23 protein-coding genes are annotated in these 20,434 nt (G+C 58.9%); 12 read left to right on the plus strand and 11 right to left on the minus strand.

All coding sequences use genetic code 11. The annotated features are described in order from the left end of the window. The first annotated feature begins 104 nt into the window (after window positions 1-104). The 3 genes from IG629_RS06880 to IG629_RS06890 all read left to right on the plus strand — a co-directional run bounded on the left by IG629_RS06880 (window position 105) and on the right by IG629_RS06890 (window position 2,580). On the plus strand, window positions 105-338 hold the full coding sequence (locus IG629_RS06880; protein ID WP_028465483.1) for a hypothetical protein: 234 nt from the start codon (window positions 105-107) through the stop codon (window positions 336-338). Window positions 339-677: 339 nt separating this feature from the next. Then, the gene (locus IG629_RS06885; protein WP_193171219.1) at window positions 678-1,892 is read left to right on the plus strand and encodes a DUF3419 family protein; all 1,215 of its coding nucleotides are present in this window, start codon (window positions 678-680) and stop codon (window positions 1,890-1,892) included. 40 nt (window positions 1,893-1,932) lie between these two features. Continuing rightward, the gene (locus IG629_RS06890) at window positions 1,933-2,580 is read left to right on the plus strand and encodes a class I SAM-dependent methyltransferase (protein ID WP_193171220.1); all 648 of its coding nucleotides are present in this window, start codon (window positions 1,933-1,935) and stop codon (window positions 2,578-2,580) included. Between the two features lie 22 nt (window positions 2,581-2,602). Here IG629_RS06890 and IG629_RS06895 read toward each other — a convergent pair whose 3' ends face one another. From IG629_RS06895 to IG629_RS06915, 5 genes are all read right to left on the minus strand, one after another. Further along, window positions 2,603-2,968, minus strand: coding sequence for a response regulator (locus tag IG629_RS06895; RefSeq protein ID WP_193171221.1), 366 nt, complete (start codon window positions 2,966-2,968; stop codon window positions 2,603-2,605). A 111-nt stretch (window positions 2,969-3,079) separates the two neighbouring features. Continuing rightward, window positions 3,080-3,664 (minus strand): PAS domain-containing protein, encoded by a 585-nt coding sequence (locus tag IG629_RS06900; protein WP_193171222.1) that lies wholly within the window; start codon window positions 3,662-3,664, stop codon window positions 3,080-3,082. A gap of 182 nt (window positions 3,665-3,846) precedes the next feature. Next, the gene (locus tag IG629_RS06905) at window positions 3,847-4,728 is read right to left on the minus strand and encodes an NAD(P)-dependent oxidoreductase (RefSeq protein ID WP_193171223.1); all 882 of its coding nucleotides are present in this window, start codon (window positions 4,726-4,728) and stop codon (window positions 3,847-3,849) included. Between the two features lie 93 nt (window positions 4,729-4,821). Continuing rightward, window positions 4,822-5,295, minus strand: a complete 474-nt coding sequence (locus IG629_RS06910) for a YHS domain-containing (seleno)protein (protein WP_193171224.1) — start codon at window positions 5,293-5,295, stop codon at window positions 4,822-4,824. 299 nt (window positions 5,296-5,594) lie between these two features. After that, window positions 5,595-6,566 (minus strand): MBL fold metallo-hydrolase, encoded by a 972-nt coding sequence (locus IG629_RS06915; protein WP_319025031.1) that lies wholly within the window; start codon window positions 6,564-6,566, stop codon window positions 5,595-5,597. Between the two features lie 219 nt (window positions 6,567-6,785). Here IG629_RS06915 and IG629_RS06920 point away from each other — a divergent pair, with 219 nt between their 5' ends. The 4 genes from IG629_RS06920 (at window position 6,786) to IG629_RS06935 (ending at window position 9,301) form a co-directional block, all read left to right on the plus strand. Continuing rightward, window positions 6,786-7,169, plus strand: a complete 384-nt coding sequence (locus tag IG629_RS06920; RefSeq protein ID WP_193171225.1) for a hypothetical protein — start codon at window positions 6,786-6,788, stop codon at window positions 7,167-7,169. Window positions 7,170-7,279: 110 nt separating this feature from the next. Next, window positions 7,280-7,594 carry an ArsR/SmtB family transcription factor gene (locus IG629_RS06925; RefSeq protein WP_193171226.1) on the plus strand — a complete coding sequence of 105 codons (315 nt, stop codon included), beginning with the start codon at window positions 7,280-7,282 and terminating at the stop codon, window positions 7,592-7,594. Further along, the gene (locus tag IG629_RS06930) at window positions 7,591-8,091 is read left to right on the plus strand and encodes an SRPBCC family protein (RefSeq protein ID WP_193171227.1); all 501 of its coding nucleotides are present in this window, start codon (window positions 7,591-7,593) and stop codon (window positions 8,089-8,091) included. Before IG629_RS06925 ends, IG629_RS06930 begins: the two co-directional genes overlap by 4 nt. Before the next feature lie 100 nt (window positions 8,092-8,191). Beyond that, window positions 8,192-9,301: a pyridoxal phosphate-dependent aminotransferase gene (locus IG629_RS06935; protein WP_193171228.1), complete on the plus strand. Its 1,110-nt coding sequence runs from the start codon at window positions 8,192-8,194 to the stop codon at window positions 9,299-9,301. A 12-nt stretch (window positions 9,302-9,313) separates the two neighbouring features. Here the strand turns inward: IG629_RS06935 and IG629_RS06940 are convergent, their stop codons facing one another. The 3 genes from IG629_RS06940 to IG629_RS06950 form a co-directional block, all read right to left on the minus strand. Further along, a complete protein-coding gene (locus IG629_RS06940) occupies window positions 9,314-10,537 on the minus strand; it encodes an aminotransferase-like domain-containing protein (protein WP_193171229.1) in 1,224 nt (407 codons plus the stop codon). Between the two features lie 91 nt (window positions 10,538-10,628). Further along, on the minus strand, window positions 10,629-11,483 hold the full coding sequence (locus IG629_RS06945; protein WP_193171230.1) for an FkbM family methyltransferase: 855 nt from the start codon (window positions 11,481-11,483) through the stop codon (window positions 10,629-10,631). Window positions 11,484-11,629: 146 nt separating this feature from the next. Next, entirely contained in the window at window positions 11,630-12,805 is a 1,176-nt protein-coding gene (locus tag IG629_RS06950; protein ID WP_193171231.1) for a M20 aminoacylase family protein, read from the minus strand. 628 nt (window positions 12,806-13,433) lie between these two features. Between IG629_RS06950 and IG629_RS06955 the strand changes: the two genes are divergently transcribed. Beyond that, window positions 13,434-15,485, plus strand: coding sequence for a methyl-accepting chemotaxis protein (locus IG629_RS06955; RefSeq protein WP_193171232.1), 2,052 nt, complete (start codon window positions 13,434-13,436; stop codon window positions 15,483-15,485). Window positions 15,486-15,539: 54 nt separating this feature from the next. Here the strand turns inward: IG629_RS06955 and IG629_RS06960 are convergent, their stop codons facing one another. Further along, complete coding sequence (locus tag IG629_RS06960; protein ID WP_193171233.1) at window positions 15,540-16,454, minus strand: c-type cytochrome; 915 nt, start codon at window positions 16,452-16,454, stop codon at window positions 15,540-15,542. 66 nt (window positions 16,455-16,520) lie between these two features. Continuing rightward, on the minus strand, window positions 16,521-16,994 hold the full coding sequence (locus IG629_RS06965; protein ID WP_193171234.1) for a c-type cytochrome: 474 nt from the start codon (window positions 16,992-16,994) through the stop codon (window positions 16,521-16,523). A 197-nt stretch (window positions 16,995-17,191) separates the two neighbouring features. On the opposite strand from IG629_RS06965, the gene IG629_RS06970 reads away from it, so the two are divergent. From IG629_RS06970 to IG629_RS06980, 3 genes are all read left to right on the plus strand, one after another. Then, window positions 17,192-17,716: a hypothetical protein gene (locus tag IG629_RS06970; protein ID WP_193171235.1), complete on the plus strand. Its 525-nt coding sequence runs from the start codon at window positions 17,192-17,194 to the stop codon at window positions 17,714-17,716. 131 nt (window positions 17,717-17,847) lie between these two features. Continuing rightward, window positions 17,848-18,318, plus strand: a complete 471-nt coding sequence (locus IG629_RS06975; RefSeq protein WP_193171236.1) for a PAS domain-containing protein — start codon at window positions 17,848-17,850, stop codon at window positions 18,316-18,318. 343 nt (window positions 18,319-18,661) lie between these two features. Then, window positions 18,662-19,309: a hypothetical protein gene (locus IG629_RS06980; protein ID WP_193171237.1), complete on the plus strand. Its 648-nt coding sequence runs from the start codon at window positions 18,662-18,664 to the stop codon at window positions 19,307-19,309. On the opposite strand, the gene IG629_RS06985 is transcribed toward IG629_RS06980, so the two are convergent. After that, entirely contained in the window at window positions 19,296-20,012 is a 717-nt protein-coding gene (locus IG629_RS06985) for a hypothetical protein (protein WP_193171238.1), read from the minus strand. The genes IG629_RS06980 and IG629_RS06985 overlap by 14 nt on opposite strands. Window positions 20,013-20,042: 30 nt before the next feature. On the opposite strand from IG629_RS06985, the gene IG629_RS06990 reads away from it, so the two are divergent. Next, window positions 20,043-20,330: a hypothetical protein gene (locus IG629_RS06990; RefSeq protein WP_193171239.1), complete on the plus strand. Its 288-nt coding sequence runs from the start codon at window positions 20,043-20,045 to the stop codon at window positions 20,328-20,330. Window positions 20,331-20,434 lie beyond the last annotated feature (104 nt).

Here is a 20,434-nt window from a genome sequence, read left to right on the forward strand (position 1 = left end):
TCGCCATCGCCCGAAACTAAATTCGCAGTCTCGAAACCCGAAATGCAGATACGCATTCCAAGCGTGCTAGAATAACCGGTCTCTGGCCGATCAAGGAGTACATCATGAGCGACACACCGATGCCACTGATCCTCGACCTTGTGGAATGGGTCGCCGAGAAACCCCGCCCCTATGGCGAGGTCATGGATGCCTGGCGCACCTCCTGCCCCCGCCTCACCGTCTGGGAAGAAGCTGTCGATCAGGGCCTCGTCGTCCGGCGCTACGTCTCCGGCACCGGTGCCATCGTCGAGGCAAGCCAGAGCGGCAGGGACGCTCTCGTCAGTCACGGACGCGCCTGACCTCCGATTCGAGTTGCCGTAAACCGGCCTCTCCGCGAGCGCGCCGGGTTGCCCAGTGACCAAGCGGGTACTGATTTTCTTGCTGGCGTTCCCGTATCAGATCACGCCAAGTTATATTTCCATAAATATTCATTTTATCAAATTACTAGACATTTTTATTAATCTAGAAACTTAACTCTACTTGTCACTTTTATCGCGTGCGATCCTGACCTCACAATCCCCACCTGTCCGCATGGCCGCAACAAAGCTGCAACACGAATCCCGTATGAGGGAGAGCGAAATATGGACCGGTCCGGCGGCGCTCGCACGGAACCGCGCCATCCGGGAGAGTGCGCCCCCATGACCGCCAACAGCCTCCTTACCGACGCAGTCATCAAGAACAAGCAATTGTCGAAGCGCGGCATCCTCGAGCGGATGTTCACGATGGCCTTCAAGGGCTTCGTCTATCCGCAGATCTGGGAAGATCCCGAGGTCGATCTGGAAGCGCTGCAGCTCGACAAGGACAGCCGGATATTCACCATCGCATCGGGCGGCTGCAACATCCTGAACTACCTGACGGAGCAGCCGGCGCATATTCAGGCGGTCGATCTCAATCCCGCCCATGTCGCCCTCACCCGGCTGAAACTGACGGCGCTGGAACAGCTGCCGGACCACGAGACTTTCTTCCGCTTCTTCGGCCATGCGGACGAGCGGGAAAACAAGCGGGTCTATTTCCGCGATCTCGCCCCGCACCTCGATCCGGAGACGCGAGCCTACTGGAACAAACGCGGGCTGCGCGGACGGCGGATCGACATGTTCACCCGCAATGTCTACGAGTTCGGCCTGCTTGGCCGCTTCATCGGGCTGCTGCATTTCGTGGCCCGACTGCATGGCAAGAACCCGCGGCACATCCTCAGAGCGGAGACCATGGAGGAGCAGCGCACCCTGTTCGAGGACGTGATCGGCCCGGTCTTCGACAGCCGCATCGTCAAGGCGCTTTGCCGGATGCCGGTCTCCTTCTACGGGCTCGGCATTCCGCCGGCCCAGTTCGAGGCGCTTTCGGCCTCGGCGGGTGGCGACATGGCAGGGCTGATGCGCTCCCGCCTGGAGCGGCTGGCCTGCGATTTCTCGATCAACGATAACTACTTCGCCTGGCAGGCCTTCGGACGCGGTTATGACCGTCAGCGGCGGCAGGCCATCCCGCGCTATCTGCGGGACAGCAACCATCAGGCCCTGAGGGACAACGCTTCGAAAGTCGATGTCGTGCAGGCCTCGATGACGGACTTCCTGGCTGACTGCGATGCCGAAAGCCGGGATCGCTATATCCTGCTGGATGCTCAGGACTGGATGAACACGGAGCAGCTGACCGCTCTCTGGACCGAAATCCTGCGCACCTCGTCACCGGGCGCCCGGGTCATCTTCCGCACCGCCGGCGAAGAAAGCCCGCTGCCCGGACGCGTTCCGGCGGAAATTCTCGACCGCTGGGACTATCAGGCTGAACAGTCCCTCGACCTCGGCCGGCGCGACCGCTCGTCGATCTATGGAGGCTTCCATCTCTACATCCGCAGAGATTGATCATTCCGGGGACGATGGCCCCGAGGATGCCGGGGAGAAGATGGACCGGATCTATCGGATCCAGCGGCATTTCTACGACCTGACCCGGAAATACTATCTGCTGGGCCGGGACCGGCTGATCCGGGAGCTGGAGCCGCTTCCGGGTCAGAGCGTCTGCGAGATCGGCTGCGGTACGGCGCGTAATCTGGTGAAAATGGCCCGGCGCTATCCGGACTGCCGGTATTTCGGCATCGACGCCTCGGCGGAGATGCTGGAAACGGCAGAGACGTCCCTCCGCCGCGCGGGCCTAGAGGCGAAAGTGCGGCTCGGGCTTGCCTATGCGGAACAGTTCGATCCGGAGGCAACCTTCGATGAGGCGGACGGTTTCGACCACATCGTGTTTTCCTATTCGCTTTCCATGATCCCGCCCTGGCGGGACTCGCTGGAGCGGGCCGTCGCCCTGCTCAGGCCTGGCGGAACCCTGCATATCGTGGATTTCGGCGATCAGCGCGGCATGCCCGGTTGGTTCCGGCGACTGCTGTTCGCCTGGCTCTCCTGGTTCCATGTCGAGCATCGCCCCGGCATCCGCCTCTGGGTCGAGCGCCAGGCGAAGGCTGGAAATCTGACCGTCTCCACCACATCTCTCGCCGGGCACTATGCCGATCTCTTCAGGCTGCGGAAGCCCGAGACCAGAGATACCCAGGCGTAAAGTTCGCCGGAAAACAGGATTTCTAGGAGAGCATCCGCTCGACGGTAGTGATCAGGTTCGGCAGCTCGACCGGCTTCCGGATCGATTCATGAGCCCCGATCATACGCGCGTACTCAAGAACTTGAGAATTGCCCATCGACCCACCGGTGGACATGGCAATGATCTGAACTTCCGGATAGAGCGCGCGGATCTCCTTGATCGTCTCCATGCCTTCCTTGCCCGGCATGATGATATCGGAGATCACCATTTCGAAACGCGTGCGCAACATCAACTCCAGCGCCTCGCTTCCCTCTTCCGCGGTTTCCACGTCATGGCCTCGTTCCCGAAGCACCACAGACAGCAGATCCCTTAGAGACTTGTCATCGTCCACGACGAGAATTGCGGACATCAGAACCCCCAAACGCCTCAGCGCTGGTCATTATTGAACAAACTATGGGCGAATATTAGCAAGAATTCGCGTCAGGGTTAACGCTTATCCACCATTCGGCAGAGAATAGGCTCAAACCGGTAAGGATTCCTCGACAACGGCACCCGTATCTAAAGTGACGTAGATATGCTTCTGGAATTCCGGCAAATAGCGCGCATCCGCGTTCTGCCTCGGAATGATCTCGGCAGTTGCACCGATGAGCCCGTGCACGGTCTGCCCATCGTCGGAAAGCGGCAGCAAGAACCGCTCGCCATGAATTGGATTGGATGTTTCCGCGTAGAGCCGTCCGTAGATGTACAGCACTGCCGGGAAATCGATGACATTGCGATAGTAGCGGTGAACCCGCGGGTAATAATCCGGGTCCGTATTGTCATCGAGATAGTGTTTGGAGAGTTTGTGGCCGAACCGTTTCGCCACTTTCTCGCCGGTCAACCTGTAGCGAAACCGGTCCACGTCCCGTTCATAGTCGCAAAGCCAGACACTCGACAAAACCTGCGCCAGTTTTGATGGGTCGATCAGGTGCCTGCTCGGCCCCCGGTCCGCCCCCTTGATCGTGCGCCAGTGTTGCAGCAGGTTGCGCGTACTTTCCGTGCGCAACCTGGCCTCAATCTGGTCAAGCGCATCGCCAACTGGCGACCCAGAGTCTCCATAGGTCATTAATCAGACCGCCCCACCTGAACACGATAAAGCTATGGAACCCCACTCAAGGCTGCCACTTTCACCGCCGAATAATCTTGTCGGTCCTAGCACAAATCAACCCGGGCACACCATAAGGAGCACCAACTGGAGGCATATTTCACGATATGCGGCAGGGTTTCCGAACGACTTGAGAGGCTCGGTCAGCGCTCGAAGCTAATGCCGCACCAGTCTTCCCATAATTTCGCCAAAGCGGCGTAATCCTGATTACCCATTTCCTTCGACTCGGCAATCTCATAGGGCGTATGCGAGGCCAGCGTGGCGAATAACGGAACCCCAAGCTGCTGCGCGGTTTCGAGGGCCAGCACGGAATCCTTCCGCGCGTTGCTGACGGACATCCCGCCCTCGTAATTGCCGTCCTGCATCCGTTCCCCGATACGGTGGATCAACGGCCTCAGCAAACCTTCTTCCCTGTTCAGGATTTCGACCAGCGTATCCGTCGGAATATCGAGCTTCCGTGACATGGCGAAAGCCTCGATCAGGACCACCATGACCGCATGCATGACGCCGTTATTGACGACCTTTGTCCCCATCCCGGCTCCCACCGTACCGAGATCGTGAATCCGGGTGGCGATACGGTCCAGGACCGGTTTTGCGGCTGCCTTGTTTGCGTCTGTCCCGCCAAGAAAAAACGTAATCTCTCCGGCAGCCATGCTGGCAACGCCGCCGGCGATCGCGGCATCGACAAAGCCCACGCCTGCGGTCTCCAGAAGTGCCGCCGATTTCTGTGCGGTATCCGGGGTCACCGTGCTGGTCTCGATGACAAGCTCCGGAAGGCTCGACCATGCGGCAATGGCACCGGCCACCGCCAGAGAAGCCTCCGGCTTGGGCAGAGACAGCAGCACGACCGGCGTGCGGCCATCAAGGCGCTCCAGGGCTTCCACCACCTCGATACCGGCATCCTGCGCCAGCTTGCAGCGTTCTTTCGAGCGGTCGTATCCCAAGACCGGACCGTGCTTCAGCAGCGCCGACGCCACCGCCAGGCCCGCGTTACCGAGCCCGACTATCCCTGTTGCTTCCGACATCGTTTCCCCCATTTGTCGATTTTACGATGAGGGTAGTCGAGCGACAGGACGATGGCGAGCGACCGAAAGGCCGTGAATCAGAACTTCAGAATTTCATTCGATAATCCGAGGCCAGTTCTGATCCGCTGATTGGATGTTCCCGGAGATATCCCGCTCCCACCGCGTCTGGATATCGGCATTATAATTCAGATAGAGCTTACCGTTGACGATCCGCCAATTCATCGGATCCCCCTTGGCAGTACTCCCTTGCGCGACGGCCCAGGCGCAATACCCTCCGTATTGCGGAGCATAGCGCTCTGGATCCTGCCGAAAAGCCTCGCGGTTTTCGGCTGATGCAAAGCGCCACTCCGCACCCATGTAATCGAGCGTGTAGTCGGCCTTTCCTTCAACCGGCCGCCCCTCAAGGAAGTAGGCGACGGGATCGTAGCCATTCACAGCAAGATTGGAGAGGAAGCCTGTATAGACAGGGTTCTCTCCCGCTTCGAGCGGTGCCGGGGTCAGAAACAAGGAGCCGGCCACAATCCCGGCGGCGACCAATCCGGAACGCAAAACCAGACTTACTGACATCAAGCACCTCCAATGCTGGATTTCCAATGCCGTCTGTTTTGCCACGATTACCGGCTCACCGGCCTTCAAACCCAGATCACATTGCTGCGACATCCGACGCAGATGTCCAGTCGGCGATTGGCCAAGACATTACCGGCCGGCTGGCCGGCAAGATCGGGGGAGCGAAAAAGCTTTGAAATGCCTGCGCCAGCCCCTCTCTTCGAATATCGAGCCGCAAAGCTGAGCCGAGAGGAGCCGCGACCGCGCGCGGCTCCTCACGTAAAGATCAGGGCGAAACGCCCAACGCTGCCATCAGGTTCCTAGCAGCCTGATGTACATTTTCCTGCACCGTCGAAGGCCATGACCTTGCCACTGAGTGGCAAATGCGCCGGGACCTTCAGCGCTTTGATGAAAGTGTCCGTCTTGGTGCCGGCGATGACCTTGCCGCCCTTGGTCCCGATCTCGTTCGCATGCGAGGGGATCACGGAAACCGGCTTGATCAGCTCGTTCACAACAAAAGCTGCCTCGGTCGGGCCTGTGGTGTAGGTATCGCCGATATTCATCACCACGAGTTCGGCACCATACTGTTCACCGACCACTGTGCGCTGCTCCGCGGTTACGCCGGTGTCACCGGAAAGATAGGTCACCAGACCATTGCTGAAAGTCAGCACATACCCGGTCGGCGGGCCTGCATAGGCCGTCAGACCCGATGCGTTCAGCAATTTTCCGAGCTCTCCACCGATGAACGCGCCCGCCACACCGTTGGAATGCACAGCCGGGACGGTCGTGATGGTGACCCCGCCAACTTTACGGGACGCGCCGAAGCGGACGAGTTGGGATTTTTTCGGATCGCCGCCGAGCGCCTTCAGCTTGCTGGCGAAAAATCTCGGCATCTCGCTGCCGGTGACAATCAGCGCAGACTTGCCAAGGGCGATGTTCACACTGTTGGTGTTCGGCGCATCCACCTTCGTCATAGCCGGCGCACCACATTCCCCGGCATTAACCGCGTCGATATGGCGGTCCCCGACATGGTCGCCGTGCATATGGCTGACCAGCAAGGCATCCACTTTACCCAGACGCGGGTCATCCACCCCGGCAACCGTGCGTCCTGCATCGTACAGAATGCGCGTGCCGTCCGGGTCCTCGAACATCATCGCACGGTCGAAACGGCAGAATTCGCCATCGTGACTGCCAAGCGGCGTTACGCTCACGGTCTGTGCTTCGGCTGCCCCTGTCGAGAAGGCCAGACTTCCAATTAGAGCAACTGCCAGTCCTACGGATCTCACAAGCACTGTTACCTCCCTCGGGATATCATCTGAATCTGTGCTGCATTTCGGACCATCCGGACACGAAATGACACAAGGAGCATTCAACCATTCCTGACAGCATCCGGTACCGTGGTTTTCACGCACCGAAATGCGACCATCACAAGGTTGCCTCTGCAGAGGCGCGACCTATCTGGCTTTCGGAGAGCGATGCCAGTGAGTTCGGCAACGCAGCGGATACGTCCGATGGAAGCAATTGAAAATGCAGCGATCGTCTCTGTCGGCAGAGCCTCCGGCTTTGCCGCGCTGGCGATCATCTGCATTGTCATGAGCCTCAGCTACGAGCCGCTCGTCGCCGCGCGCGCCGGCTGCATCCTCTGCCTGATCGTCGCCGCCATCCTCTTTCACTATGCGATGCGCGCGCCATCGCGGCCTTACCGGCAGACCGAACTCTGGATCATTCTCGCCAGAGAGGACCGGCCGCCGAAACCGGTCGCACAGCGGATCATCGGTTCAATCCTGCATCAGACCTATCGAAAGTTCGGCCAGTATGCGGTTCTTTCTGCCCTGATTTTCATGACCCTCTCGATCATCCTGCTGTTTTTCCCGGATTTCAGACTCGGCGCCTGAACGGCGGCGTTCATCACCCGCTTCTCACTGCATTTAAGTGAACCATTTAGTTGACTAATTATTTTCCACACCATAAAGTCAACCAACAAGTTCATTAACGGACGTGAGCCATGCCAGCACTCGATCAGACATTCGCCGCCCTTTCGGATGGGACACGCCGGGCCATTCTGGCGCGCCTGCATGACGGAGAGGTCACTCTGTCGGAAATCGCGCAGCCATTCGACATGTCCCAGACCGCTGTCTCGAAACATGTCCGCGTGCTTTCCGATGCGGGGCTCGTCTCCGTCCACAAACGCGGCCGAACCCGCTATTGCGCCCTCAATGCCGCCCCCATGAAAGACGCGACCGACTGGCTCAACACCTACAAACAGTTCTGGGAAGATGGCTTCAAAAGCCTCGCCCGTTTTCTGGAGGAAGAAAAATGACATTCGCCTATCTGAAATCGCCGCATGGCGCCGATCCGATCATTGTCGAAGGCACTTTCCCTGCCTCTCCCGAGCGGGTTTTCCAAGCCTTCACCGCGCCGGAAGATCTCGTCCAGTGGTTTGGCAACCACGCGCTGGAAAAAGCAGAGGTCGATCTCAGGGTCGGAGGAAGCTGGACCTTCACCTTCGCCGAAAAAGACGGCGAACGGGATATCCTGCATGGGCAGTATGAGGAGATCGACCCGGGCCGGATTTTGGTCTTCAGCTGGCGTCACCACAAAGAAACCGCGTCAGGGAAAGGGGAGACCTCTCCCACATCCGAGGTTGCCGTCTATTTCACGGCAGTTGAGAACGGCACACGGGTCCGGCTGATCCACTCGATGGTGGAAAGCGAAAGCTCACGGCTCAATATCTGCGGCGGCTGGGACGCCTGCTTCGGCGATCTCGAGCGGCTATTGCAGAGCGATGCTCCGGCTGCCAAGGCAGCCACCGCCTAATGCCCGTCTCCTAGAGAGCACGCCAACTCCCCCTCGCCGCTTTTCGCCACCGATGCTAGAGACACATAGATCGGTTTGCGAATAGCGGCGGGACAGGAAAATGACGGAGCAGCGGGGCCTTCAGGAATTTTTCGACGACCCGGCGACAATCGCCACCCGTCACAAAATGAGCGCATCTGCATCGGAGCCCGTCGGCCAGGCCGAACTTCTCGCGCTTGAGCCGGGTGCCGCGGAACGCTTCGTCACTCTCGGGCTCGATTATCCGGAGCGCTTCGGGCCGTCCGAGCTGCGCACGGCCATCGCGGCCAAATACAGCTCTGTCCCGTTCGATGGGGTGCTGATTACCAGCGGCCTCGATGAAGGACTCGCCCTGCTCTTCACCGCGCTGATCGAACCCAGGGACCGGGTGATCGTGCTGACGCCCTGTTATCCGCCGCACCTGCTTCTGCCTGAATGGCGCGGCGCAGAGATCGTGCCCTGGCCGGCACGGCCGGAAAATGACTGGGTGCCGGATCTGGATGAGCTTGCGGGCCTGCTCTCGAAACCGACAAAGGCGGTTATCACCACCTTCCCGCAAAACCCGACCGGTTTCATGCCGGACGAAGCCTATCTTTCCGCTTTTCTGGCGCTGCTGGAGCGTTCCGGCACGGTGCTGCTTTCAGACGAAATCTATGCCGGTCTGCCCGACGGCACCGCTGCTCCCAATCTGGCGGACCGCTACCTGAAGGCTGTCTCCCTGCATGGCCTTTCCAAGACTTGCGGATTGCCCGGCCTGCGGCTCGGCTGGCTCGCCAGCCGGGACGAGAAAATGATGGGAGCGGTCAAGCAGGTGAAAGACCTCTTCAACTGTTATGTCCCCGCTCCGGTCGCCTTTCTGGCGGGTGTCGCTTTCCGGAACGAAACGAAGCTGATCAGGCGTAACAGCGATATCCTTGAAGCCAGTATCATGGCCGTTGAGGAATTCATCGCCCGGCATGGCAATCTCTTTTCCTGGGTGCCGCCCGGCGCCGGCACCGTCGCCTTTCCGCGATGGCATGGGCCCGGCGGCACACAGGCACTGAGCGACCAGCTGGTTCGGGAAGCCTCCATCGCGCTGGCGCCGAGCCTTTGCTTCGACGCGGGCGACGATCATGTCCGCTTCGGCATGTGCCGGCGCAGCTTTCCGGACAGTCTCGCGGCGCTGGAGAAGTTTCTCTCCAGCGCTCTCTGACCGGGCGTCAGCTCAGGCGTTCGCGATGGTCTTCGGCAGGCCGAATTCCTCCCGGCAGACTTCCGCCAGCGCGGCAATACCCTTACGAATCGTCTCGACCGGAGGATTGGCGTAACAGATCCGGATCGCCCGTTTCGCTCCCGGCCCCTCGATGGACCATTCGGCGCCCGGATTGACCTGGATGCCGTGCTTTGCCGCTTCCGCCGCAAGGCGCGACGTATCGATCTCCGCAGGCAGCTTGACCCAGAGGAAGATGCCTCCTGGCGGTGCTTCGAATTCCGCCACGGTGCCGAAATTCTTCTCCATCGCCTCGATCAGCACGTCGCATTTCTGCTTCAGCACCTTGTTCAGCCCGGCGACATGGTTTTCAAAGTGCGCGTTACAGAACTCGGCCAACACCATCTGCTCAAGAGAGCCGGAACCTGCATCGGTCTTACAGGACAACAGGCGCGCCATGAACGGCCAAGGGGCGACGACAAAGCCAACGCGGAGTGCCGGGGCGATGGATTTCGAGAAGGAGCCGACAAAGACTACCCGTCCGCTCTTATCCAGCGCATGCAGCGCCGGCGGGCGTTTTCCGTCCCAGATCAGGTCGGAGTAACATTCGTCCTCGATCACAGCGACATCGTACTGTTCGGCCAGCCGCAGCAGCTCCTTGCGCCGTTCCAGAGGCATGATCGAGGCGGTCGGGTTCTGTACTGTCGGGATGACATAGATGAATTTCGGCTTTGTCCCATCGGCATCCAGCTTCGCCAGAGTGTCCGCGAGATGGTCCATCCGCATGCCCTGCTCATCGAGCTTGATACCGAGCGGCGTGACGCCCAGGCGCTGGAACCGGGTCAGGCACCCGCCATAGGTTGCCTCCTCGATCAGCACCGTGTCCCCCGGCGCCAGCATCACCTCATTGATAAGGTCGAGCCCCTGCAGGGAGCCGGACGTCAGCAGCACATCATCCGCCGTACAGGTCATCCCGGCATCGCGCCCGAGTTTTCCGGCGAGGAACTCACGGAGCGGACGATAGCCCTGAGGGCCGCTTTCCAGACTGTAGGTGGCGAGTGTCGTTCCCTCGCGCTGCAGAACACGTGTCGCAGCATCAACCAGTGCATCGGTTGGAATGCTCTCCGGCGCGTTGTGACCGCCGACAAAATTGAAGTCCGGAAAACCGTTCCAGCGCCCTGCCGGTGCCGGCAGGTCTTGCCGTACCACGGCTTCAAAATCAAACTCCTGCGATGTCATCGCACTTCCCCACCTGATGATTCCCCAATTGGAAAGCAGCGTGGCCGGGATCAGCGGTCAGGACAAGGTCCGGACGCACGAACGACGCGCACTAGTGACGTTCCAGTTTCCGAAGATATGCCTCGCCGAAGCGGGTGCCGAGCATGGCATCGCGGGTCAACAGCGCCCGCAGCGCGACATCGAAAGAACTGTATACGTCGTGCAGGATCAGCGCGATTTTCAGCAACTGCATCGGGTTCAGGAGATCGAAGCGGGTGAAATCCCGAATGAAGATCGCATCCGCCCATACGGACTGGCTGAGACCTGCGTAAGGATTGTTATCAACAATAAGCGGCTTCACCACCCGGCTGACCGGCTGGACGAAGCGGTGGAGCATGAACCCATGCTGCCGCAAGAACAGATCGACGTCGGAGAACAGCGGTTGGTTCTCGTACATCTGCATGAATTCGACTTCCGACTGGATAACCAGGCAGTTTGCGAGTTTGTCGGTTCCGTTCCGGAATACCTCCAACTCCGCCCCCTGAATGTCGATCTTCAGAAAGTCGAGATTATCGATCTCGGCGACATCATCCAGACGGACTGTCTGGATCGTCTCCCGGCCGATTACCTGCCCCCATTCGTCGAAGCCATGAAAGCAGTTCAGCACCGCCGGGTTCGGCTCCAATAAAGAGGTCATGCCCGGTGCTTTGCAGATCCTCAAAGTCTGCTCGGTTCCATCGTAAACCGCATGGGGGAGATAGGTTTCATGCGCGCTTTTCCGCGCCTGAAGCTCGGCCAGAGCGTCCCTGTTCGGCTCGAATCCGACGAGCCGCACTTTCCCGCTTTCAAGCAGATCCTGGTAAGGCGGACGGCCGTCGACCGCAATCGGATTGGCGCCGATATCGACGACATCAATCGTCACGTCAATGTCGAGCAATTCCGTCAGAGACGGTCGTTCAGCACTCATTTTGCCCCCGCGAGGAAACACCGGTCCAGATTGAATGCGAAGGCTCGCATCTCCGCTCGGGTCCGGCAACAGAAAGCCATATTCCCGGCATGCAAACGGCGCCCCTGTTCCCAGAGGCGCCGCCGAAATGATTTATCGTTTCCGGATCAGCCGGCGCGCGGCAGTTCCGCCTCAACCAATGCCGCCCAGAGGCTGGCACCCGTGGTCAGGGTTTCGTCATTGAAGTCATATTCCGGATGGTGCACCGAGTGGGTGTGGGTCTCGTCACCGCCACCGAGGAAGATATAGGCGCCCGGACGTTCTTCCAGCATGAAGGAGAAATCCTCGCTGCCCATCAGGGCCTCGGTTTCCGGATCGACTGCTTCCATGCCAACGACGCTGGCCGCTGCGGAGATGATCCGCTCAACCTGCGCATCATGGTTAGAGGTGACCGGATAGCCCTCGCGATACTCGCATTCGATCTCGATCCCGTTGGCCAGCGCCAGACCTTCGCAGAGTTTCTGGAACTTCTCCTTGATCAGCGCCTGGACCTCTTTGGTCATGGTGCGGACAGAAGCGTTCAGGATGGCCTCACCCGGAATGACGTTATTCGCCGTGCCCGCATGGAACTGGGTGATGCTGACCACGGCGGTATCGAACGGATTGATCGAGCGGGACACGAAGGTCTGCGCTGCCTGATAGATCTGCGTGCCGATGGCGATCGGGTCGATGGCCATGTGCGGCATCGCGGCATGACCGCCGCGCGCCTTGATGGTGATGGTGACGCTGTCCGCGCCAGCCATCAGCGGGCCTTTGCGGATACCGAACGTGTTCTTCGGAAGCTGCGGCATATTGTGCAGACCGTAGACCGTATCGCACGGAAAACGCTCGAACAGGCCGTCCTCGATCATCGTCCTGGCGCCGGCACCACCTTCTTCAGCGGGCTGGAAATACAGATTCACGGTGCCGTCGAAATTCCGGGTCTCGGCCAGATATTTCGCCGCGCCGAGCAACGTGGAGGTATGTCCATCATGGCCACAGGCATGCATCTTTCCGGGAACAGTCGACTTGTATTCCGGGTTCGATACTTCCTGCATCGGCAGGGCGTCCATATCCGCCCGGATGCCGATGGAACCAGTGCCAGAGCCATTTCCCTTGATCACACCGACCACACCGGTCTTGCCGACGCCTTCATGGGTCTCGATGCCCCAGGAACGCAGCTTTTCCGCAACGATCCCGGCCGTCCGGGTTTCCTCGTAGCAAAGCTCCGGATGCATGTGGAAATCATGGCGCCATTCGCGCATTTCACATTCGAATTCGGCGATACGGTTCTTGATCGGCATCTCTACCTGTTCCTTTCAAATTCCTGCCACGGCGAGGAAGCCGTAGAGGGAGCCATAGCGCTGCCGCGCAGGCCGGGCGTGTCTGAATAGTCCGGGAAACGGTCGTACCAACGACCTTAAGGCCGCTCGAATTACAGCCTGAAAAGAAATCCTATCTTACTGCAACCAAGCACCTATCGGGAAGCAGGAACCTTTCCCTAATTCAGAACCAACGCACCATCGCCGAAGAGCCCCCCCTCAATCCTTCATATCGGATCTGGCTTGCGAAAATCACTTGGCCGCAATCATGCAATCTATGAAAGATTTAATCTTACAAAATTGTGTAAAATGCTTCCCATAATACGAACAGAAAATGTGTGCCATTACTTAACGGCGAAGAGCTCCTAACTTGCGGAAGCTTAACGAATATTTACATTAATGGCTTATTAAGGCTTCCATTTATAAACTCAGGATAGCGAATTCCATACAGATGGATGACATCAGCGCTCTAAAATGTAAAAATTTCCCGTGAAAAAACACTGGAAATATGGGTAGTTTGTGCATCAAGTAACGGTATGGGCGAAGTTTTGATTATACAATTTTTGATACAAATCCTTCCAATGGAAGATCACGCAAAGGGCCGCTTTAAATGTTTTCCAGTCTCTCGATCCGGAAGAAAATCATTGGCGTATGTCTGGTCACTCTCCCTCTCCCGATAGTCGCTCTGGTCTATGCTGTATTCTCGATGAATTTGATCGGCATTGAGCTCAAGGAGATTGCAGAAGAAGACATGCCGATCACCCGGCAATTGACCAAGGTGACCGTCTTGCAGCTTGAGCAAGCCATTCATTTTGAGAAAGCCATGCGATTTTCCGGCATTCAGAAGAAGGATGCCGATCTGAGCGCGGTGCTCGCCAAGGAAATCAAAAAATTCGAAGAACAAAGCAAGAGTGCGGATGCGCTGTTTCTGGACCTTGAACGCAGACTGGAGCATGCGATTGAGGTGAGTTCGTCCCACGGGGCGACCGAATCCGTCGAGGAGTTTTCATCGGTCGCGGAACAAATCAAAGAAGCAAAGCGCCTCCACGCTGATTACGAGGTTCAGGCCAAAGGCGCATTCAAAGCCCATGAAGCGGGTGATATGGATGCGGCAACCGGCTTTGCTGAAAAAGCGGAGGCACTGGAAACCACTCTCGATCACAAGATGGAAGAGATCCTGAATGAGATCGGGGAATTTACGCAGCGCTCTCTCTATGCTGCTGAAGAGCACGAACAGCAAAGCTTGAAGATCATTATCGCTCTGGCCTGCCTGGGTCTGGTCGGCGGGCTTGTCAGCGGTGCGGTAATCGGCAATGCGGTCGCCGGACCGATCGTCAAGCTGACCTCCGCCATGGCTAAGCTGTCCACCGGCGACTATAGCGCAGAGGTTCCGGCGCGCGGCCGCAGAGACGAAATCGGCAGCATGGCGGAAGCCGTTTCGGTTTTCAAAGAGGCCAGCATCGAGCTTGAACAGATGACCGAGTCCCGGCAGCAGGAGCAGGAGGAGCAGCAGCGCCGCCTGCAGGAAGAGATGCTGGCGCTCAGCAACAAACTGGAAGAAGAACTGAAAACCGCCGTCGCCTCCATCGCCGACGAAATGGAGCAGATGCGCCAGCGTTCGGAGACCATGAATAGGTCAGCGGAAAATGTGAGACAGGAAAGCATGGCCGTCGCAGCCGCCTCGGAAGAAGCGACTGTGAACGTCAACACCGTGGCAGCCGCATCCCAGGAAATGTCGCAATCAATCCAGGAAATCAGCCGCCAGGTCGGTGCATCGACGAATATCGCCAAGGACGCGACAACCGAGATCCAGAAAACCAATGCGACCGTCGAAGGGCTTGCAAGCGCGGCCGAAAAGATCGGCGCAGTAGTCAATATGATCACCGATATCGCCGAGCAAACCAACCTTCTGGCCCTCAACGCAACCATCGAGGCCGCACGCGCAGGCGAAGCGGGTAAAGGGTTTGCGGTTGTCGCATCGGAAGTAAAATCCCTCGCCAACCAGACAGGCAGCGCGACCGAAGACATCGCAGAGCAGGTCCAAAGTATTCAGAGCATTGCCAGCGACGCGGTCCAGGCGATGCGCGGGATCGGCGAAACCGTTCTGCGGATTAACGAGATCTCGGAACAGATCACGACCGCTATCGAGCAACAGACCGACACGACCAATGAAATCACCCAGAATGTCCAGGAAGCGGCCATGGGCACTCAGGAAGTCTCCGGAAAAATCACGGGCGTTGCCTCGTCGGCGGAGGAAAACGGCACGATTTCTCAGGAGATCAGTAACTCCGCGACCACGATCACAAACAAAATGCAGGAACTACAGACCAGGCTGACGGCCATCGTCCGGGAATCCGCGGCAGGTAACCGGCGTGAAGCGGAACGTAAAACGCTCATGGAAGCGTCCAGATTCCGACTCGGCGAGAGCTGGTATGATTGTGTCATCCACAACATCTCGGAAACCGGCCTCGAAATCGGTACTGATGAACAGGTCCCGGAAGGCTCGGCTGTCGAGGTTGACCTGACCGGTCTCGGCAGAGTCCAGGCCCGGGTCGTGAGGCAACGCAAACGTGTCAAAGGGTTCGGCGCTGAGTTCATCGAGCTCGACGAAAGCATCCGGGAGACCATCCAGGCATGGGACCAAGCGGCAATCGCCGCCTGACGGAACGGTCTGCAGCAGCTGCTCCCACACTCGGCCAGCACACCTCAAGGCGAATCATTCCGCCACAGCAACCGGCGGAATGGCCTTGAGGTAGCGGGCAATTGCGAGGCGGTCGTCGTCGCTCAGCAACCCTGTATTCTCGACCACCTCCGTCATGGAGCCTCCGACCGTATCGAAATCCGGGGTGAACCCGGATTTCAGATATTCCGCGATATCGGCTTCCGACCAGGAGGCGATATCGCCTCCAGCCGGGGTCAGGTTCGGAATGGTGCCCTCCCCGTCCGGATTGGGCGCACCGGCAAGCCAGCGCGAATGATCGGGGCCTCCGATGGCGGAACGCGGTGTATGGCATTCCCCGCAATGGCCCGGCCCCTCAACCAGATAGCGGCCACGCTCCAGGTCCACGCCGACCGCCACCACCGGTTCCGGATCGAGATAAAGCCGCTTCCAGAGACCAAGGCCGCGCCGGATCGAGAATGGGAAGCCGACCGCATGCGGCGTGTTCGCCTGCTTGCTCGCCGGCAGCGATTTCAGGTAGCTCCAGAGGTCCAGCAGATCTTCGGTCTTCATCCGGGCGTATGACGTGTACGGAAAAGCCGGGTAATAATGACTGCCATCGGGCGACACGCCATGCTTCATGGCGTTGATGAAGTCCACCGCGCGCCAGGCCCCGATACCTGCTTCGGGATCGGAGGAAATGTTGGGGGCATAGAACGTCCCAAATTCGGTGACGAAAGACCTGCCGCCGGCAAGAACCAGCTTCTGCTCCCCCTTGGCACCGTCCACCGCATGACAGGAAGCGCAGCCGCCGATGATGAAAATCGTCTGGCCGCGCGCGGCATCGCCACCATCGGCCGTCACGCTGTCTTCCGGCAGCGTCTCAGGTGCCGTCAGAACCCATCCGGCAACCACTCCGGCAACGGCAAGAGCCACACCCCCGAGCAATGCCCGGCGCACCCCACCTGTCATCACACCCTCTTTCGCACGCCTTGCAGGGCCCGGACACAAGCCGGGCCCCGGTAGAACCTGATTTGTCTATTTCGGCACGCGGAAGGGTTTATGGCACCCGCCACAAGTTTTCCCGACATCGCCGATCGCAGCTTGCAGGGCCGGCAGGCCATCACCGGCGACCTTTGCCATCGCAACCGACGCTTCGGCAAGTGCCTTGCTCTTCCCGTTGACCTCGGGATAGGTCGACCAGATTTCCGCCTTGGCGCGGGTCTTGTCAGGCATCGCGGCTGCGTCCGAGCCTTTGGGCCACAACGCGCCTTGATCCAGCGCGGCCAACGCGGCGAGGTTGCCGGCGGCGGCGCTCGCTGCCGCTGCGTCGTAAGCTACATTGCCTTTCGCCATTGCCCCAAGCTGGCCGAGGTTGAAGGAATAGAGCGACATCACGGCCTTGCGCGCCTCGATGGCCTTTTCCAGATGGCCGTCCGCAAACACCGGCGCCGTTACAAGAAGCGCGGCAGAAAAGCCGAAGGCGGTGAGTACTGTTTTGATTTTTTGCATGTTCGATCTCCCACTGCAGGCAAGTTTGCCTGCCTTTAGGCTACAACAGCAGAAATTCCTGTACATTCACTAACAGGTCATCGGGGCATCTATCGTGAACGACACCCCGCGGAAACATGAAGGACAGAGCGCCTCCGTGACGCGATTACACACTCTACCCTCTGTGCAACCCAGCAGGCAGACCTATATCCGTCCTTATGACCGGCCGCGCGATCCTCACAGTCCTGATATCCCTGCTGCCCTCGGCCGCTCTGGCCGATCTCGTCGTGACATTCATCGAGGCCTCCCCCTCCGACCTGTTCATCGTCGAGAACCGGGACGATTGCGAATACTACGACTTCGGTATGCAGATCGATCTGCGCAGCTCTGCCGGCGGCCTGTTATTCGACATTTCCGAGGGCGGCGCAGGCGCGAGTGTCTATGAACCATTCGGCATCGCCGAGGGCCGGGATGCGGTCCGGAGCTTTACCCCCGTGACGGACGGCGACCGTGTCGCATCGATCCTGTTCGACAGGCTCGAAGGACGCGGACGCGTCGTCTTTACCGTGGATGTCGACGACACCTTACCCGAAGGCCCTTATGGGCAGACGGTCGTGGATTCATCGGAGATCGCGGGCGCCATGATTGTCATCACGACGATAGGGCAAGAACCTGCGACAGCCCTCTTTCTGCCGAACGGGAAAGCCACGGCAAAGCTCAAGGGCTGCGGGCCGGTATCCTGAAAAACCTCTGGCCACCGCCGAATTCTGACCCGATTCTGAAACGGGTCCTTGATGTATCGACGAAGCCTGATATTTACACGCCATGATTGGCGTTTTCAGAAATCAGGCTCGAAACCGATGCGGTATTGCACTTGAGTGTCGATGAAAAAGAGTTCGAGAGAGTGCGATCGCCGCTTCTTCAGGAAGCGTTCACGCTCTGGAACAGAAAGCGGGGCAATCGCCTCATGGCCAGCCGCGCTGATTTCGACCCGTTGGAGATGCCACGATTGCTATCGTCGATCATCTTGGTCGATGTCGAAAACGACGGCGCCAAGTTTAGAATTCGTCTCGTCGGGACGAAAATCGTCGATATGTTCGGCAGTGATTATACCGGAAAATATTTGGACGATATCGATTTCGGTGATGTCAGAAGCAAGGTTCTGAACGAATACCGTCTGCCAGTTTCCGAGAAGCGTCCGGTATTTTCGGACCATGATTTCCGAAAGCTAAATGATTACCGCCACACTATCGAACGCGCGATCTTCCCGCTTTCGGACGACGGCAAAACCGTCAACAAACTCATCGCATTTCTTGATTTCGAGCGAATCACAACACCCGAATAACAACCCCACAAGGCCGCTTCCGCTTACCAATACTGCCTATCGGCTGGCTATCCCACGAAATCGCAACGTGCTTTCACCCACGGGGCCCCAATAGAAAAAACCGCCGTCACGTCCGTGCAGCGGTTTATCAAGCTACCGATTTCAAGGCGGAGAGTGGTGGGCGCACAAGGACTCGAACCTTGGACCCGCTGATTAAGAGAAGGTGTAAAGCCAAGGCATTCTGCGGCCATTCCGACAAGTTCTACATTCGTTCACCATAGACATTTCAATGACTTACGACGCTTGTCGGAATCAAACAAGCTCGGTGAAAAGCGCCCAAACGCAGGCGCGGGAGTATGAAGCCATGCATAAGATAGTGGATCGAATGAGGGCGCGGGCAGCGGAGCACGCACCCACCCGACGCGGCTTTATCGCCAATGCAGCCGTGTTCGCTGTGGCAGGGATTGTTGGTGGCGCCGGCGGGATGCTGCGTGACGAGGCCCTTATGTGGGGCGCAGAGAAGGCCGCTGACATGGCCGGTGTCGGCAGCGGCGATCCGATCCCCACCGCCGCCTACGCAAGCACGCCGCGCACCGTCGAGCAGTTTATGTCGCAGGCGGCCGACTACCAGCTGGGCGGACTTGAGGCGTGGCGTGACCGCCGCGGCATGGATGACTTGCCGGAGATATGCCGGGACAGGGCGGCCCGAACGTTCGAGGGGCCACACGGTCTCCGTCATGTGAAGGAGATTGGGAAAGGACTCCGCCTATGGGGCTCTGAAATCGAAGGCATGCCTCTGGTGCAAGCATTCGATGCGGAGTACGGGAGATGGTGTGCCAGCCGACTGAATAAATGCCGACTGAAGCAAGAGGCTTATGCGGAGGCCTGTGTAGCCGTCATAAGGCGCGCGGACGGGCCGCCACGCTATGTACGGTATCTGACGTTGCTGTTGCCTTGGGAAAACGGCGACGTGGTCAGCGTCTCGCGCCCGCTCGAAGTCAGGGACGCATAACCTCCCTGCACCGCTCCAGGACGAAAGCCGGGCTGCTATAGCCGAGGCTGTGATGGTTCACGAGAGTCCAGTTGTTCCGGTCTTCCTGCGCTTCCTTCGGCACACCTGCCGGCTTCCTGAGCCAATTCACCCGCCGTGCCAGGCTTTCCGCGCGAAACCTCTCCTCCACCTTTCGGCCGTCCTTCGTGAAATAGAAGTGATGCGGCGCCGCCCACCGGGCGCGGCCGGCGGCGCGGATCGTCGGCGGAATCAGTTCGTCCACGAGGACGCGGCTCAACTCAGTTTTCCGGAACTCAGGCGCAACGCAGATGGCGCCGGTGAAAATAGCCCGGTCGGTTATAGCCTCGCACACCCCTATCGCATCCCCCTCCACTTCCCACACGTCAAGCGGCTCGGCTGTCAGCCCCACCGCCTCCAGGTGCTCGCGTAGATCCGTGACCAGTACAATCTGGAACCCACCGCCCGTAGCGATCGTCCGACCGTCTTTGCAGATGTCGAGCCAGAACCCGGAGGGGTTCGCCCGATCCGTGTAGCACTCAACGAACGGATAGCCGCAAGCCTCCCAGAATTCGCGAAGACCGTCCCAGGACCACCGCAGCGTTGCATCGAGGCCGAGCGCGGCAAAGCGCCGGTCAGCAGCGGCAAAAAATGCGGATAGCGTGTCCCGTTCGGGTGCTAGGATTTGGGTATCGGCAAGAGCCATTTTTTTGACCTTTTGAGGATTGGTTTTGAGATGGCGCGCACGAAATCCCGCTCCCGCATGCAAAAGCTCGCAGAGAAGGTGTTTCGGTTCGCAGTGGAGTTGGAGACGCCCGAGGGCGGTTTCGGTCACCGCTTCCGGGATATGGAGGAGTGGCCCGCAGCCAGGGGGCTAGAGGGCTGGCTAGAGAAACACGGACGCGACAGTGCCGGCCGATGGTTCATGTTCGGGGCGACGTTCTATTTCGCCGACGCTGAGACTGCGGAAGCGTTTAGGGCGGAGTTCGGCGGCAAGCAGCGGTCAAGTTCGCGGCCTAACTGAAGGCTCCCAAATCTAAAGCATTTCTCTTTCACTAGGAATCATTGGTGATATCTGATTTTCCAGGGCTACTTAAACTATTGTTGTAGCTGCTTGCCTTTGAGCGC

The organism is Nisaea nitritireducens (genome assembly GCF_014904795.1).
Lineage (GTDB): Bacteria > Pseudomonadota > Alphaproteobacteria > Thalassobaculales > Thalassobaculaceae > Nisaea > Nisaea nitritireducens.

What these genes read in the sequence shown, in the direction of transcription:
- IG629_RS06880 (WP_028465483.1), top strand. Translation starts at nt 105, where the DNA reads ATGAGCGACACACCGATGCCACTGATCCTCGACCTTGTGGAATGGGTC.
- IG629_RS06885 (WP_193171219.1), top strand. Translation starts at nt 678, where the DNA reads ATGACCGCCAACAGCCTCCTTACCGACGCAGTCATCAAGAACAAGCAA.
- IG629_RS06890 (WP_193171220.1), top strand. Translation starts at nt 1,933, where the DNA reads ATGGACCGGATCTATCGGATCCAGCGGCATTTCTACGACCTGACCCGG.
- IG629_RS06895 (WP_193171221.1), bottom strand. Translation starts at nt 2,968, where the DNA reads ATGTCCGCAATTCTCGTCGTGGACGATGACAAGTCTCTAAGGGATCTG.
- IG629_RS06900 (WP_193171222.1), bottom strand. Translation starts at nt 3,664, where the DNA reads ATGACCTATGGAGACTCTGGGTCGCCAGTTGGCGATGCGCTTGACCAG.
- IG629_RS06905 (WP_193171223.1), bottom strand. Translation starts at nt 4,728, where the DNA reads ATGTCGGAAGCAACAGGGATAGTCGGGCTCGGTAACGCGGGCCTGGCG.
- IG629_RS06910 (WP_193171224.1), bottom strand. Translation starts at nt 5,295, where the DNA reads ATGTCAGTAAGTCTGGTTTTGCGTTCCGGATTGGTCGCCGCCGGGATT.
- IG629_RS06920 (WP_193171225.1), top strand. Translation starts at nt 6,786, where the DNA reads ATGGAAGCAATTGAAAATGCAGCGATCGTCTCTGTCGGCAGAGCCTCC.
- IG629_RS06925 (WP_193171226.1), top strand. Translation starts at nt 7,280, where the DNA reads ATGCCAGCACTCGATCAGACATTCGCCGCCCTTTCGGATGGGACACGC.
- IG629_RS06930 (WP_193171227.1), top strand. Translation starts at nt 7,591, where the DNA reads ATGACATTCGCCTATCTGAAATCGCCGCATGGCGCCGATCCGATCATT.
- IG629_RS06935 (WP_193171228.1), top strand. Translation starts at nt 8,192, where the DNA reads ATGACGGAGCAGCGGGGCCTTCAGGAATTTTTCGACGACCCGGCGACA.
- IG629_RS06940 (WP_193171229.1), bottom strand. Translation starts at nt 10,537, where the DNA reads ATGACATCGCAGGAGTTTGATTTTGAAGCCGTGGTACGGCAAGACCTG.
- IG629_RS06945 (WP_193171230.1), bottom strand. Translation starts at nt 11,483, where the DNA reads ATGAGTGCTGAACGACCGTCTCTGACGGAATTGCTCGACATTGACGTG.
- IG629_RS06950 (WP_193171231.1), bottom strand. Translation starts at nt 12,805, where the DNA reads ATGCCGATCAAGAACCGTATCGCCGAATTCGAATGTGAAATGCGCGAA.
- IG629_RS06955 (WP_193171232.1), top strand. Translation starts at nt 13,434, where the DNA reads ATGTTTTCCAGTCTCTCGATCCGGAAGAAAATCATTGGCGTATGTCTG.
- IG629_RS06960 (WP_193171233.1), bottom strand. Translation starts at nt 16,454, where the DNA reads ATGACAGGTGGGGTGCGCCGGGCATTGCTCGGGGGTGTGGCTCTTGCC.
- IG629_RS06965 (WP_193171234.1), bottom strand. Translation starts at nt 16,994, where the DNA reads ATGCAAAAAATCAAAACAGTACTCACCGCCTTCGGCTTTTCTGCCGCG.
- IG629_RS06970 (WP_193171235.1), top strand. Translation starts at nt 17,192, where the DNA reads ATGACCGGCCGCGCGATCCTCACAGTCCTGATATCCCTGCTGCCCTCG.
- IG629_RS06980 (WP_193171237.1), top strand. Translation starts at nt 18,662, where the DNA reads ATGCATAAGATAGTGGATCGAATGAGGGCGCGGGCAGCGGAGCACGCA.
- IG629_RS06985 (WP_193171238.1), bottom strand. Translation starts at nt 20,012, where the DNA reads ATGGCTCTTGCCGATACCCAAATCCTAGCACCCGAACGGGACACGCTA.
- IG629_RS06990 (WP_193171239.1), top strand. Translation starts at nt 20,043, where the DNA reads ATGGCGCGCACGAAATCCCGCTCCCGCATGCAAAAGCTCGCAGAGAAG.